The organism is Streptomyces sp. SGAir0957, assembly GCF_043523415.1.
This window is the reverse complement of the sequence record NZ_CP027293.1, coordinates 2,528,154-2,543,382: the sequence shown is the minus strand read 5'-3', so window position 1 is coordinate 2,543,382 and position 15,229 is coordinate 2,528,154. Positions and strand designations below refer to the sequence as shown.

Here is a 15,229-nt window from a genome sequence, read left to right as displayed (position 1 = left end):
AATGAAATCCGAACCGGAAACGGAACGGAAAACGGATCTGGTAAGGTTGGAAACGCAAGACAGCAAGACCGAAGGGAAGCGCCCGGAGGAAAGCCACGAGAGAGTCTCTCGGGTGAGTACAAAGGAAGCGTCCGTTCCTTGAGAACTCAACAGCGTGCCAAAAGTCAACGCCAGATATGTTGATTACCTCGTCTCCGGCCGTCACATGATGGTTGGGGCGAGGTTCCTTTGAAATAAACACAGCGAGGACGCTGTGACCGGACGGGACTATTCCTCCTGTCTGGTCCGCTCTCGTGGTGTCACCCCGATTACGGGGAAACATTCACGGAGAGTTTGATCCTGGCTCAGGACGAACGCTGGCGGCGTGCTTAACACATGCAAGTCGAACGATGAAGCCCTTCGGGGTGGATTAGTGGCGAACGGGTGAGTAACACGTGGGCAATCTGCCCTTCACTCTGGGACAAGCCCTGGAAACGGGGTCTAATACCGGATAACACTTCCGTCCTCCTGGACGGTGGTTAAAAGCTCCGGCGGTGAAGGATGAGCCCGCGGCCTATCAGCTTGTTGGTGAGGTAATGGCTCACCAAGGCGACGACGGGTAGCCGGCCTGAGAGGGCGACCGGCCACACTGGGACTGAGACACGGCCCAGACTCCTACGGGAGGCAGCAGTGGGGAATATTGCACAATGGGCGAAAGCCTGATGCAGCGACGCCGCGTGAGGGATGACGGCCTTCGGGTTGTAAACCTCTTTCAGCAGGGAAGAAGCGAAAGTGACGGTACCTGCAGAAGAAGCGCCGGCTAACTACGTGCCAGCAGCCGCGGTAATACGTAGGGCGCAAGCGTTGTCCGGAATTATTGGGCGTAAAGAGCTCGTAGGCGGCTTGTCACGTCGGTTGTGAAAGCCCGGGGCTTAACCCCGGGTCTGCAGTCGATACGGGCAGGCTAGAGTGTGGTAGGGGAGATCGGAATTCCTGGTGTAGCGGTGAAATGCGCAGATATCAGGAGGAACACCGGTGGCGAAGGCGGATCTCTGGGCCATTACTGACGCTGAGGAGCGAAAGCGTGGGGAGCGAACAGGATTAGATACCCTGGTAGTCCACGCCGTAAACGGTGGGAACTAGGTGTTGGCGACATTCCACGTCGTCGGTGCCGCAGCTAACGCATTAAGTTCCCCGCCTGGGGAGTACGGCCGCAAGGCTAAAACTCAAAGGAATTGACGGGGGCCCGCACAAGCAGCGGAGCATGTGGCTTAATTCGACGCAACGCGAAGAACCTTACCAAGGCTTGACATACACCGGAAAACCCTGGAGACAGGGTCCCCCTTGTGGTCGGTGTACAGGTGGTGCATGGCTGTCGTCAGCTCGTGTCGTGAGATGTTGGGTTAAGTCCCGCAACGAGCGCAACCCTTGTTCTGTGTTGCCAGCATGCCCTTCGGGGTGATGGGGACTCACAGGAGACCGCCGGGGTCAACTCGGAGGAAGGTGGGGACGACGTCAAGTCATCATGCCCCTTATGTCTTGGGCTGCACACGTGCTACAATGGCCGATACAATGAGCTGCGATACCGCAAGGTGGAGCGAATCTCAAAAAGTCGGTCTCAGTTCGGATTGGGGTCTGCAACTCGACCCCATGAAGTTGGAGTTGCTAGTAATCGCAGATCAGCATTGCTGCGGTGAATACGTTCCCGGGCCTTGTACACACCGCCCGTCACGTCACGAAAGTCGGTAACACCCGAAGCCGGTGGCCCAACCCCTTGTGGGAGGGAGCTGTCGAAGGTGGGACTGGCGATTGGGACGAAGTCGTAACAAGGTAGCCGTACCGGAAGGTGCGGCTGGATCACCTCCTTTCTAAGGAGCATCTAGGCCGCCAAGCTTGCTTGGTGGTCCAGGGCCATAACGTCGGCAAACGTTCGACGGTGGTTGCTCATGGGTGGAACGTTGACTATTCGATCCGGTTGTCGGGTCGGAGGCTGTGAGTACTGCTCTTCGGGGCGTGGAAAGCATGATCTCCGGACGGGACCGGGTCGGGCACGCTGTTGGGTATCTGAGGGTACGGACTTGTTCCCGACCTCAATGCCGGCCCCGGTAAAGATTCGCGTGAGCGGGTTGTGACGGGTGGTTGGTCGTTGTTTGAGAACTGCACAGTGGACGCGAGCATCTGTGGCCAAGTTTTTAAGGGCGCACGGTGGATGCCTTGGCACCAGGAACCGATGAAGGACGTGGGAGGCCACGATAGTCCCCGGGGAGTCGTCAACCAGGCTTTGATCCGGGGGTTTCCGAATGGGGAAACCCGGCAGTCGTCATGGGCTGTCACCCGCTGCTGAACACATAGGCAGTGTGGAGGGAACGCGGGGAAGTGAAACATCTCAGTACCCGCAGGAAGAGAAAACAACCGTGATTCCGGGAGTAGTGGCGAGCGAAACTGGATGAGGCCAAACCGTATACGTGTGAGACCCGGCAGGGGTTGCGTATGCGGGGTTGTGGGATCTCTCTTCTGTCGTCTGCCGGCGACAGGACGAGTCAGAAACCGTTGATGTAGGCGAAGGACATGCGAAAGGTCCGGCGTAGAGGGTAAGACCCCCGTAGTCGAAACGTCAGCGGCTCGTTTGAGAGACACCCAAGTAGCACGGGGCCCGAGAAATCCCGTGTGAATCTGGCGGGACCACCCGTTAAGCCTAAATATTCCCTGGTGACCGATAGCGGATAGTACCGTGAGGGAATGGTGAAAAGTACCGCGGGAGCGGAGTGAAATAGTACCTGAAACCGTGTGCCTACAAGCCGTGGGAGCGTCGCGCAAGGAACTTGTTCCTTGCGTCGTGACTGCGTGCCTTTTGAAGAATGAGCCTGCGAGTTTGCGGTGTGTTGCGAGGTTAACCCGTGTGGGGAAGCCGTAGCGAAAGCGAGTCCGAATAGGGCGATTTAGTAGCGCGCTCAAGACCCGAAGCGGAGTGATCTAGCCATGGGCAGGTTGAAGCGGAGGTAAGACTTCGTGGAGGACCGAACCCACCAGGGTTGAAAACCTGGGGGATGACCTGTGGTTAGGGGTGAAAGGCCAATCAAACTCCGTGATAGCTGGTTCTCCCCGAAATGCATTTAGGTGCAGCGTCGTGTGTTTCTTGCCGGAGGTAGAGCACTGGATAGGCGATGGGCCCTACCGGGTTACTGACCTTAGCCAAACTCCGAATGCCGGTAAGTGAGAGCGCGGCAGTGAGACTGTGGGGGATAAGCTCCATGGTCGAGAGGGAAACAGCCCAGAGCATCGACTAAGGCCCCTAAGCGTACGCTAAGTGGGAAAGGATGTGGAGTCGCACAGACAACCAGGAGGTTGGCTTAGAAGCAGCCACCCTTGAAAGAGTGCGTAATAGCTCACTGGTCTAGTGATTCCGCGCCGACAATGTAGCGGGGCTCAAGCGTACCGCCGAAGTCGTGTCATTGCAGTAATACGCCCAACGGCGGCTGTGATGGGTAGGGGAGCGTCGTGTGCCGGGTGAAGCCGCAGCGGAAGCTAGTGGTGGACGGTTCACGAGTGAGAATGCAGGCATGAGTAGCGATACACACGTGAGAAACGTGTGCGCCGATTGACTAAGGGTTCCTGGGTCAAGCTGATCTGCCCAGGGTAAGTCGGGACCTAAGGCGAGGCCGACAGGCGTAGTCGATGGATAACCGGTTGATATTCCGGTACCCGCTGTGAAGCGTCAAACATCGAATCCAGTGATGCTAAGGCCGTGAAGCCGTTCCGGACCCTTCGGGGAATGGAAAGTGGTGGAGCCGCCGGTCCAATCTGGTAGTAGGTGAGTGATGGGGTGACGCAGGAAGGTAGTCCAGCCCGGGCGGTGGTTGTCCCGGGGTAAGGGTGTAGGCCGTGCGGTAGGTAAATCCGTCGCACATTAAGGCTGAGACCTGATGCCGAGCCGATTGTGGTGAAGTGGATGATCCTATGCTGTCGAGAAAAGCCTCTAGCGAGTTTCATGGCGGCCCGTACCCTAAACCGACTCAGGTGGTCAGGTAGAGAATACCGAGGCGTTCGGGTGAACTATGGTTAAGGAACTCGGCAAAATGCCCCCGTAACTTCGGGAGAAGGGGGGCCATCACTGGTGATCCGATTTACTCGGTGAGCTGGGGGTGGCCGCAGAGACCAGCGAGAAGCGACTGTTTACTAAAAACACAGGTCCGTGCGAAGCCGTAAGGCGATGTATACGGACTGACGCCTGCCCGGTGCTGGAACGTTAAGGGGACCGGTTAGTGCACTTTCGGGTGTGCGAAGCTGAGAACTTAAGCGCCAGTAAACGGCGGTGGTAACTATAACCATCCTAAGGTAGCGAAATTCCTTGTCGGGTAAGTTCCGACCTGCACGAATGGCGTAACGACTTCTCGACTGTCTCAACCATAGGCCCGGTGAAATTGCACTACGAGTAAAGATGCTCGTTTCGCGCAGCAGGACGGAAAGACCCCGGGACCTTTACTACAGTTTGATATTGGTGTTCGGTTCGGCTTGTGTAGGATAGGTGGGAGACTGTGAACTCTGGACGCCAGTTCAGGGGGAGTCGTCGTTGAAATACCACTCTGGTCGTGCTGGATGTCTAACCTGGGTCCGTGATCCGGATCAGGGACAGTGTCTGATGGGTAGTTTAACTGGGGCGGTTGCCTCCTAAAGAGTAACGGAGGCGCCCAAAGGTTCCCTCAGCCTGGTTGGTAATCAGGTGTTGAGTGTAAGTGCACAAGGGAGCTTGACTGTGAGACCGACGGGTCGAGCAGGGACGAAAGTCGGGACTAGTGATCCGGCGGTGGCTTGTGGAAGCGCCGTCGCTCAACGGATAAAAGGTACCCCGGGGATAACAGGCTGATCTTCCCCAAGAGTCCATATCGACGGGATGGTTTGGCACCTCGATGTCGGCTCGTCGCATCCTGGGGCTGGAGTCGGTCCCAAGGGTTGGGCTGTTCGCCCATTAAAGCGGTACGCGAGCTGGGTTTAGAACGTCGTGAGACAGTTCGGTCCCTATCCGCTGTGCGCGTAGGAGTCTTGAGAAGGGCTGTCCCTAGTACGAGAGGACCGGGACGGACGAACCTCTGGTGTGCCAGTTGTCCTGCCAAGGGCATGGCTGGTTGGCTACGTTCGGAAAGGATAACCGCTGAAAGCATCTAAGCGGGAAGCCTGCTTCGAGATGAGGACTCCCACCCCCTTTGAGGGGTTAAGGCTCCCAGTAGACGACTGGGTTGATAGGCCAGATCTGGAAGCCCGGTAACGGGTGGAGGTGACTGGTACTAATAGGCCGAGGGCTTGTCCTCAGTTGCTCGCGTCCACTGTGTTGGTTCTGAAACCACGAACAACCCCGCATAAGGTCACATGCGGTGCGGTTGACAGTTTCATAGTGTTTCGGTGGTCATAGCGTGAGGGAAACGCCCGGTTACATTCCGAACCCGGAAGCTAAGCCTCACAGCGCCGATGGTACTGCAGGGGGGACCCTGTGGGAGAGTAGGACGCCGCCGAACTAATTTTGATAAAAAGCCGCTGGCCCTGAGCATTTTTGCTCAGGGCCAGCGGCTTTTTTGTTGTGTGTCACCCCGTGTTCACGTTCCCCGAGCACCATCCCGTGCATGGGCACAGTTGCAATGCTGCAGGCCGCGGGTGTCGGAGCCGGTGACGAAGTGATCGTGCCGGCGTTCGGGAACCCCGAGGTCGCCGACGCCGTCGGCCAGACCGGGGCGACCCCCGTCTTCGCCGACATAGACCCGCACACCTACTGCCTCGACCCCGCACACGTAGCGGCACGCGTCACCGCGCGGACGTCCGCCGTCATCGCCGTTCACCGCTTCGGGCACAGGGCCGACATCGCGCGGCTGCACGACCTCGGCAGCCGGCACGGTCTCCTCGTACTCGAACAGGGCGAGTCCGAGAAGCCGTACGACGAACTCGCCCAACGAAGGGCGCACGCCGCCTACTTGAACGGACGGCTGAGCGGGGTGCGGACGCCCGCCGGGCATGAAGGGCACACCTATCAGCAGTACGTCGTGCGCGTGCCCGGGAACGGGCGGCCCGATCGGGATGCTTTCGCCCGTACGTTGCGCGGCAAGGGAGTTGAATGCCGGGTGCCGGTGAAGACCCCGGTGCATCGGCTCCCCGCATTCCGGCGTGACACGGAGCTGCCCGAGACCGAGCGGGCCGCCGACGAGACATTGGCGTTGCCCGTCGACGGAGCAATGACGCGTAAACAACTCCACCGTCTCGTCTCCGCCTGCAACGCGCTGGGCGGACTGCTGCAACCGGCCTTTTAGCCGGGTCTTGAGGGCGGTTCGAACGGGGCTGAACTTCAGGTATGCTTTATCTCGTTGCCGAGCGGGAAACCGCGAAGCGGCCGGCCCCTATAGCTCAGTCGGTAGAGCGTCTCCATGGTAAGGAGAAGGTCAGCGGTTCGATTCCGCTTGGGGGCTCAGAACATGAAGAGGCTCCCGCCCCAAGGGCGGGAGCCTCTTTTCATGGGCGGGCGCCCCACCCCTCAGTCGTGCTGAATCTCCGGAACCCGCATCGTCAGAATGGCCATGTCGTCCGAGGGCGCGTCCGCCGCGAAACGCTCGACCGCCCGCATGATGCGCCCCGCGACCGCACCGGCCGTCAGGCCCGTACATCCGGACAGGACTTCCGCCAGGCCGTCGTCGCCCAGCATGCGGGTTCCCTCGCGGCGTTCCGTGATGCCGTCGGTGACGCAGAGCAGGACGTCGCCCGGGTCGAGCGTCATCGTCTGCTCGTACAGTTCGAGGTCGTCCATGACGCCGAGCAGCGGCTGCGGCTCCGCGAACGGTTCGACCGAGCCGTCCTGGCGCAGGCGCAGCGGCTGCGGGTGCCCGGCGCAGACCATCTTCAGGACCGCAGAGCCGTCCTCCTGCGGCCACAACTCCCCGTAGAGCAGCGTCAGGAAGCGGCTGCGGGCGCCCTCGTCGAGGATCGCCGCGTTCAGGCGCTCCAGGACCGCAGGGCCGCCGAAGCCCTCACGGGCGAGGAGGCGCAGTGCGTGGCGCGCCAGGCCGGTGACGGCCGCCGCCTCAGGGCCGGTGCCGCAGACGTCGCCGATCGCGAAGCCGTAGGCGCCGTCGCGGATCGGGAAGAGGTCGTAGAAGTCACCGCCCACCTCGTTGCCCTCGCCGGCCGCGCGGTAGATGACCTCCACCTCGACGCCGGGGACGTGCGGGAGCTCCGGCGGGAGGAGGCTGCGCTGGAGGGACTGGCTGATGGCCATGCGCTCCGAGTACAGGCGCGCGTTGTCCAGGGCCAGGGCGGCCCGGCGGCTCAGGTCCTCGGCCAGCTCCAGGATCTCCTGGCGGAAGTGTTCGTCCGTGGGCTTGCCGAGCGTGAGCATGCCGATGACGCGGTTGCGGGCGACGAGCGGCAGGACGACCGTCTCGCCGCCGACCGCGGAGGCCGTGGCGAGGGTGGTGCCGATGCCCGAGGTGACGCTGGCGGGTTCGCCGAGGCCCAGGCTGCGCATGGACGTGCGCAGCGCCGCCTGGTGGGCCGCTTCGGCGGGGGCCGACCAGACGCGGGCGCCGGGGGTGGGCACCGGCTCCGGTGGGGTGATCTTGGAGAGGAGGGCCTTGAGGCCGTCGATGCGGTCCTCGTCCTCGTGCAGGACGTAGGAGAGGTACGGCTCCGAGACCTGGTCGGCGATCATGTAGACGGCGCACCAGGTGGCGAGCGTGGGGACCGTCATCTGGGCCATGAGCGCCAGGGTCTGGTCCCGGTCCAGGGTGCCGGCGAGCAGGTCGGAGGCCTCCACGAGGAAGCTGAGGGAGCCGCGCCGCAGCTTTTCGAGTTCTCCGAGGCGGGCCGATTCGACGGCCATGGCGATGCGGTCGGCGGCGAACTGGAGGCGCAGCGCCTCCTCGTTGGAGTAGCGGTCGGGTGCCTCCGCGGCGACGCCGAGGGAGCCGGTGAGGCGGCCCTCGACCTTGAGCGGGACAGTGACGACCGAACGCATGCCCGTACCGCTCAAGAGCGGGACGGCGCCCGGGACTTGAGTGAGGTCCTCGTGGACGGCGGGCATCCTTGCCGAGCCGTAGCGGCCGGGGCCGACTTCGACGGGCACGCGCGCGAAGCGCTGACGCGCGGAGGGCAGCCCGGTGGAGGCGCGGACCTCCAGCTCGGTCTCGTCGTCGGTGGCGAGGAGGAGGAAGGCGGCGTCGGCGTCGAGCATGTCGCGGGCGCGCTCGACCGTGCGCTGGAGGAGGCCGTCGAGGTCGTCGGGGGCGGGGGAGCCGATGAAGACCTCGAAGGCGTCCGGGCTCTGGCTCTCGGCGGCGGTGCCGTTCTCCGACGCGGGCATGCGCAGCGGTGTCTGGAGCACGGCGCGCTCCTGGTCGCGTACGAGGAGGCAGACCGTGGACGGTTCGCCGTCGGTGTCGCGGACGCGCAGGTGCGAGGCGTAGACCGGGATGACGCGGCCGCTGGCGCTGCGGATGCCGTAGCTGCCCTCCCAGCGGGAGAGCCGGAGCGCGTCGGCGATGCCGGTGCTGGTGCCGGGCGTGTGCGGCCAGGCGGCGAGGTCGGTGAGGGGCTTGCCGGTGACCTGTTCGGCCCCGTAGCCGAAGAGGTGTTCCGCGTCCTCGTTCCAGGCGTTGATCGCGCCTGTTCTGTCGATCTGTACGACGGCGACGCGGACGCGCTCGTCGGCGAGGGGGAGCAGGTCGGTCGGGAGGACCGGGCCCGCGGCGCGGGTGCCGACCGAGCGCTCGGGAAGGTCGATCCGGAACCAGACCTGCTTGTGGGTGGCCGAGTAGTCGACGCCCCAGCGGCCGGCGAGGGCCGCGCAGAGCTGGAGGCCGCGGCCGCCCTCGCGGTCGGGGCTGCCCATGTTGATCGCGGAGGACTGGAGCGGGATCTCCCGTTCCGGATAGCGGTCGGAGACCTCGATCCGGACATGATCTTCGCCACGCAGGCACAGAACTTCCGCGGAGGTGCCCGCGTGGACGACGGCGTTGGTGACGAGTTCGCTGGTCAGGACCACCGCGTCGTCGATGATGTCGGCGTAGCCCCACCCTTGCAGGGTGTCGCGCACGAACGAGCGGGCGGTCGCGACGGATCGCCCGACGGGTTCGAAGGTGGCAGCCGCGCGCGCGGTGATCACAGAACTCCTTGTACGCGTTGTACTCGCTGTACGAGTGTCGAGGCCAAGCTCTCCCGTACCCATGTCGCGGCCGCCCCTCCGATGCCCGCTCGTTTCCCGCCACCGCCCAGCCGGGCGGACCGGGGTGGGTGGACAGCCGCTGCCAAGGTTACTTACCTTCGCCGTCCATGCGGATGCCGGTCGTCGTGTTTCCGTTCCGGCGGGTGTGCGGAGCGTGTGCGAAGCTGCCGAACTGTTATGGCCTGGTTCAGCCATGGTGAAACACTGGGCAAGCTTCAGTTACGGACGCATTGAGAACCAGGTGCGGCGGTAGAAGCGAACCCGAGCAACCCAAGCAGTTCAGGTCGACCCCTGCGGGAGGGACACAGTGGAGTCTGGCGCAGCGACGCGGGGCAGGAAAGCGCGCGCGGAAGGCGGACAGTCCCTGAATAAACAGCACAAGTCGCGCAATGGCACCACAACGGTGGACACCGCGGCGCTGAACAGGCTGTTGGCAGGTCTCGTCGCGATGAGGGACGGCAATTTCCGTAAGCGCCTCACGGTCAGCGGCGACGGCGTCATGTCCGAGATCGCGGCTGTCTTCAACGAGGTGGCCGACCGGAATCTGCATCTGACCGGGGAGCTTTCCCGTGTGCGGCGCATGGTCGGGCGCGAGGGCAAGCTGACCGAGCGCCTGGAGACGGGCGCCTGCGAGGGTTCCTGGGCCGCCGCGATCAACGCGTCCAACGCGCTCGTCGACGACCTCGTACGGCCGGTCTCCGAGGTCGGCCGGGTGCTCACCGCCGTTGCCGAGGGTGATCTGTCGCCGCGCATGGAGCTGCGCTCGCAGGTGCCGGACGGGACGGGGCACCCCTTGCGGGGTGAGTTCCTGAAGGTCGGGCGGACCGTCAACAACCTGGTCGACCAGCTCTCCACGTTCACCGACGAGGTCACGCGCGTGGCCAGCGAGGTGGGGACGGAGGGCAAGCTGGGTGGACAGGCGCGCGTACGGGGAATGTCCGGTTCGTGGAAGGACCTCACGGATTCGGTCAACACGATGGCGTACCGCCTCACCGCGCAGGTGCGTGACATTGCTCTCGTCACGACCGCGGTGGCCAAGGGTGACCTGTCCCGCAAGGTCACGGTCCACGTCGCGGGCGAGATGCTCGAGCTGAAGAACACCGTGAACACGATGGTGGACCAGCTGTCGTCGTTCTCCTCCGAGGTCACCCGCGTGGCCCGGGAGGTCGGCACCGAGGGCGAGCTGGGCGGCCAGGCGCAGGTGCCCGGTGTGGCGGGTGTGTGGAAGGACCTCACCGATTCGGTGAACCTCATGGCGGGCAATTTGACCGCCCAGGTGCGTGGCATCGCCCAGGTCACCACAGCCGTGGCCAATGGTGACCTGTCGCAGAAGGTGACCGTCTCCGCGCGCGGAGAGGTGGCCCAGCTCGCCGAGACGATCAACCAGATGACCGAGACGCTGCGTACGTTCGCGGACGAGGTGACGCGCGTCGCCAACGAGGTCGGCGCGGAGGGCCAGCTCGGGGGTCAGGCCAATGTGCCGGGCGCGGCGGGGACGTGGAAGGACCTGACGGACTCCGTCAACACGGTCTTCCGGAACCTGACCACGCAGGTGCGTGACATCGCCACTGTCACGACGGCGGTCGCCAATGGTGATCTCTCGCAGAAGGTCACCGTCGACGTCGCCGGCGAGATGCTGGAGCTGAAGAACACCGTCAACACGATGGTCGACCAGCTGTCCGCCTTCGGCTCCGAGGTCACGCGCGTGGCGCGTGAGATCGGCGTCGAGGGTGAGCTGGGCGGGCAGGCCCTCGTGGTCGGCGCGGCGGGGACGTGGAAGGACCTGACGGACTCGGTCAACACGGCTTTCCGCAACCTCACGGGCCAGGTGCGCAACATCGCCCAGGTGACGACGGCGGTGGCCAACGGCGACCTGTCACAGAAGGTCACCGTCGACGTGTCCGGCGAGATGCTCCAGTTGAAGAACACCGTGAACACGATGGTGGACCAGCTGTCGTCCTTCGCCGACCAGGTGACCCGGATGGCCCGTGACGTGGGCACGGAGGGCCGCCTCGGCGGGCAGGCCCGGGTGGACGGCGTGAGCGGCACGTGGAAGGAGCTCACGGACTCGGTCAACTTCATGGCCGGCAACCTGACCTCCCAGGTGCGCCAGATCGCCCAGGTCACTACGGCGGTCGCGCGCGGTGACCTGTCGCAGAAGATCGACGTCGACGCGCGCGGCGAGATCCTGGAGCTGAAGAACACCATCAACACGATGGTCGATCAGCTCTCCGCCTTCGCCGACCAGGTGACGCGCGTCGCGCGCGAGGTGGGCACCGAGGGGCGCCTCGGCGGGCAGGCGCAGGTGCCGGGCGTCGCCGGTGTCTGGCGCGACCTGACGGACTCCGTGAACGGCATGGCGGGCAACCTGACCGCGCAGGTCCGCAACATCGCGCAGGTCGCCACGGCGGTCGCGCGCGGTGACCTGTCGCAGAAGATCGACGTGGACGCGCGCGGCGAGATCCTGGAGCTGAAGAACACCCTCAACACGATGGTGGACCAGCTCTCCGCGTTCGCCGAGCAGGTGACGCGGGTGGCCCGCGAGGTGGGTACGGACGGCATCCTCGGCGGCCAGGCCGAGGTGCAGGGCGTGTCGGGTACGTGGAAGGACCTGACGCAGTCCGTGAACGGCATGGCGAACAACCTGACGCTCCAGGTGCGCAACATCGCCGAGGTCACCACGGCGGTGGCGCGCGGCGACCTGTCGAAGAAGATCACCGTCGACGCCAAGGGCGAGATCCTCGAACTCGTCACGACCGTCAACACCATGGTCGACCAGCTGTCCTCGTTCGCCGAGCAGGTGACGCGCGTCGCGCGCGAGGTGGGCACCGAGGGCCAGCTCGGCGGCCAGGCGCGGGTGTCGGGCATCACCGGCATCTGGAAGGACCTGAGCGACAACGTCAACCTGATGGCCAACAACCTGACCGTGCAGGTGCGCAACATCTCCCAGGTCGCCAACGCGGTGGCCAACGGCGACCTGACGCGGACCGTCACGATCGAGGCGCGCGGCGAGGTCGCGCAGCTCGCGGACACGTTCAACACGATGGTCAAGACGCTGAGCTCGTTCGCCGACCAGGTCACCAAGGTGGCCCGCGAGGTGGGCACGGACGGCATCCTCGGCGGGCAGGCCCGCGTACCCGGTGTGGCCGGTACGTGGAAGGACCTCACCGAGTCCGTGAACGGCATGGCGTCGAACCTGACCGGCCAGGTCCGCAACATCGCGATGGTCACGACCGCCATCGCCAAGGGCGACCTGACCAAGAAGATCGACATCGACGCGCGCGGCGAGATCCTCGAACTCAAGACGACGATCAACACGATGGTCGACCAGCTGTCGTCCTTCGCCGAGCAGGTCACGCGCGTGGCCCGCGAGGTGGGTACCGAGGGCCAGCTGGGCGGCCAGGCACGCGTGCGTGACGTGGACGGCACCTGGCGCGACCTCACGGAGTCCGTGAACGAGATGGCCGGGAACCTGACCCGGCAGGTGCGCGCGATCGCGGCCGTCGCCACGGCGGTGACCCGCGGCGATCTGAATCTGAAGATCGACGTGGACGCGGCGGGCGAGATCCAGGTCCTCCAGGACAACATCAACAAGATGATCTCCAACTTGCGCGACACCACGATCGCCAATGAGGAGCAGGACTGGCTGAAGGGCAACCTGGCGCGGATCTCGGGCCTCATGCAGGGCCGCCGCGACCTCGACGACGTGGCCTCGCTGATCATGAGCGAGCTGACGCCCGTGGTCTCCGCGCAACATGGCGCGTTCTTCCTGGCGTCGCCCCTGGACGACGGAGCCGATCCGACGACCACGGACGAGGACGCGTACGAGCTGCGCATGTGCGGCAGCTACGGCTACTCCATGGGCTCCATGCCGACGTCGTTCCGGCCCGGTGAGACGCTCATCGGGACCGCCGCCAAGGAGCGGCGCACGATCCTCGTGGACAATGCGCCCAGCGGCTACCTGAAGATCGCCTCGGGGCTCGGTGAGGCGCCGCCCGCGCAGGTCATCGTGATCCCCGTGCTCTTCGAGGGCACGGTGCTCGGCGTCATCGAGCTGGCGTCGTTCACGCCGTTCACGCAGATCCAGAAGGACTTCCTCGGGCAGATCGCCGAGATGATCGCGACGAGCGTCAACACGATCTCCGTCAACACCAAGACGGAGGTGCTGCTCAAGCAGTCTCAGGAGCTGACCGAGCAACTGCGGGAGCGCTCCGCCGAGTTGGAGAACCGGCAGAAGGCGCTTCAGGCGTCCAACGCCGAACTGGAGGAGAAGGCCGAGCTGCTCGCCCAGCAGAACCGCGACATCGAGGTGAAGAACACCGAGATCGAGGAGGCGCGGCAGGTCCTGGAGGAGCGCGCCGAGCAGCTCGCGGTGTCGATGCGCTACAAGAGCGAGTTCCTCGCGAACATGTCGCACGAGCTGCGCACACCGCTCAACTCGCTGCTGATTCTCGCCAAGTTGCTCGCCGACAACGCCGACGCGAACCTCACGCCAAAGCAGGTCGAGTTCGCGGAGACGATCCACGGCGCCGGCTCCGACCTGCTCCAGCTGATCAACGACATCCTGGACCTGTCGAAGGTCGAGGCGGGCAAGATGGACGTCTCGCCGACGCGGATCGCCCTGGTGCAGCTCGTCGACTACGTGGAGGCCACATTCCGGCCGCTGACCGCGGAGAAGCAACTCGACTTCTCCGTACGGGTGTCGCCGGAGCTGCCCACCACGCTGCACACCGACGAGCAGCGCCTGTTGCAGGTGTTGCGCAACCTGCTGTCCAACGCGGTGAAGTTCACCGACTCCGGCGCCGTGGAGCTGGTCATCCGCCCGGCCGGCACCGACGTGCCGAACGCCATCCGGGAACAGCTCCTGGAAGCGGGCTCGTTGCGGGAGGCGGACGGCGACCTGATCGCCTTCTCGGTGACCGACACCGGCATCGGCATCGCGGCCAGCAAGATGCGGGTGATCTTCGAGGCGTTCAAGCAGGCCGACGGCACCACGAGCCGCAAGTACGGCGGTACCGGGCTCGGCCTCTCCATCAGCCGTGAGATCGCCCGGCTGCTCGGCGGTGAGATCCACGCGGCGAGCGAGCCGGGGCGCGGCTCCACGTTCACGCTGTACCTGCCGCTGCACCCGGCCGAGCTGCCGCCCCAGGGGTACGCACAGCTCGCCCCGGCCGTCGAGCCGGGCCGGCCGCTGGCCCTGGACGCGGCTCCGGAGGACCTCGCCGAGGTGGAGACACCGGCGGAGGTGAAGTCGTACCAGGAGACGCAGAATGGGGCCGCTGCGCTCTTCAGGCGGCGCCGCCGGACCGCACCGGCGTCCGAGGCCCGTCCGGCGCCCTCGGAGCGGACCGCGTCCGCGCAGCCGCACTGGGAGGAGCTGGAGGAGGAGGCGCCCAAGATCCGGCGCGCGTTCCACTTCGGCGGCGAGAAGGTGCTCATCGTCGACGACGACATCCGCAACGTCTTCGCGCTCACCAGCGTCCTGGAGCAGCACGGCCTGTCGGTCCTGTACGCGGAGAACGGGCGCGAGGGCATCGAGGTCCTGGAGCAGCACGACGACGTGACGGTCGTCCTGATGGACATCATGATGCCGGAGATGGACGGCTACGCGACGACGACGGCGATCCGCAGGATGCCGCAGTTCGCCGGGCTGCCGATCATCGCGCTCACCGCGAAGGCGATGAAGGGCGACCGGGAGAAGGCGATCGAGTCCGGCGCTTCCGACTACGTCACCAAGCCGGTCGATCCCGATCATCTCTTGGCGGTGATGGAGCAATGGATGCGAGGGGAGTGACCGAATCGCCGAACTTTCACGCGGCGTTGCTGACTGAGTGTGGCCACATCCGTGTAGAAGTGCGGTAACCGGGGAACCTTCTGGTCTCCCACTGCGTTTCTGCTACGTGCACAGTGACATCTCGGTGACAGGGTGTGGCGGCAGGCGGGGTGCGGCTACGATGACCGGCACAAGGACGGACGGCACCAGGAAGCCGTCCCCTGGGGCGGCGGAAGGAGCCTCCCAGAATCCTGCGGACAGGGGCGGCCCCATGCCGGGGC

Annotated in this window: 3 protein-coding genes, 1 tRNA gene and 3 rRNA genes; 6 read left to right on the top strand and 1 reads right to left on the bottom strand. The window is 64.7% G+C overall.

The window, feature by feature from the left end; genetic code table 11:
- The first annotated feature begins 321 nt into the window (after positions 1-321).
- The 5 genes from C1N81_RS16245 to C1N81_RS16225 all read left to right on the top strand — a co-directional run bounded on the left by C1N81_RS16245 (position 322) and on the right by C1N81_RS16225 (position 6,428).
- Positions 322-1,847 (top strand): 16S ribosomal RNA (locus tag C1N81_RS16245).
- Positions 1,848-2,161: 314 nt separating this feature from the next.
- Positions 2,162-5,285, top strand: a 23S ribosomal RNA gene (locus tag C1N81_RS16240).
- An 87-nt stretch (positions 5,286-5,372) separates the two neighbouring features.
- A 5S ribosomal RNA gene (gene rrf / locus C1N81_RS16235) occupies positions 5,373-5,489 on the top strand.
- Together the 16S, 23S and 5S rRNA genes form the textbook arrangement of a ribosomal RNA operon.
- A 120-nt stretch (positions 5,490-5,609) precedes the next feature.
- On the top strand, positions 5,610-6,272 hold the full coding sequence (locus C1N81_RS16230; RefSeq protein ID WP_394437989.1) for a DegT/DnrJ/EryC1/StrS family aminotransferase: 663 nt from the start codon (positions 5,610-5,612) through the stop codon (positions 6,270-6,272).
- Positions 6,273-6,355: 83 nt separating this feature from the next.
- A tRNA-Thr gene (locus C1N81_RS16225) sits at positions 6,356-6,428 on the top strand.
- Between the two features lie 65 nt (positions 6,429-6,493).
- Here C1N81_RS16225 and C1N81_RS16220 read toward each other — a convergent pair.
- Positions 6,494-9,115 (bottom strand): SpoIIE family protein phosphatase, encoded by a 2,622-nt coding sequence (locus C1N81_RS16220; RefSeq protein WP_394429724.1) that lies wholly within the window; start codon positions 9,113-9,115, stop codon positions 6,494-6,496.
- A gap of 367 nt (positions 9,116-9,482) precedes the next feature.
- On the opposite strand from C1N81_RS16220, the gene C1N81_RS16215 reads away from it, so the two are divergent.
- Positions 9,483-14,969: a HAMP domain-containing protein gene (locus tag C1N81_RS16215; RefSeq protein WP_394429722.1), complete on the top strand. Its 5,487-nt coding sequence runs from the start codon at positions 9,483-9,485 to the stop codon at positions 14,967-14,969.
- The last annotated feature ends 260 nt before the right edge of the window (positions 14,970-15,229 follow it).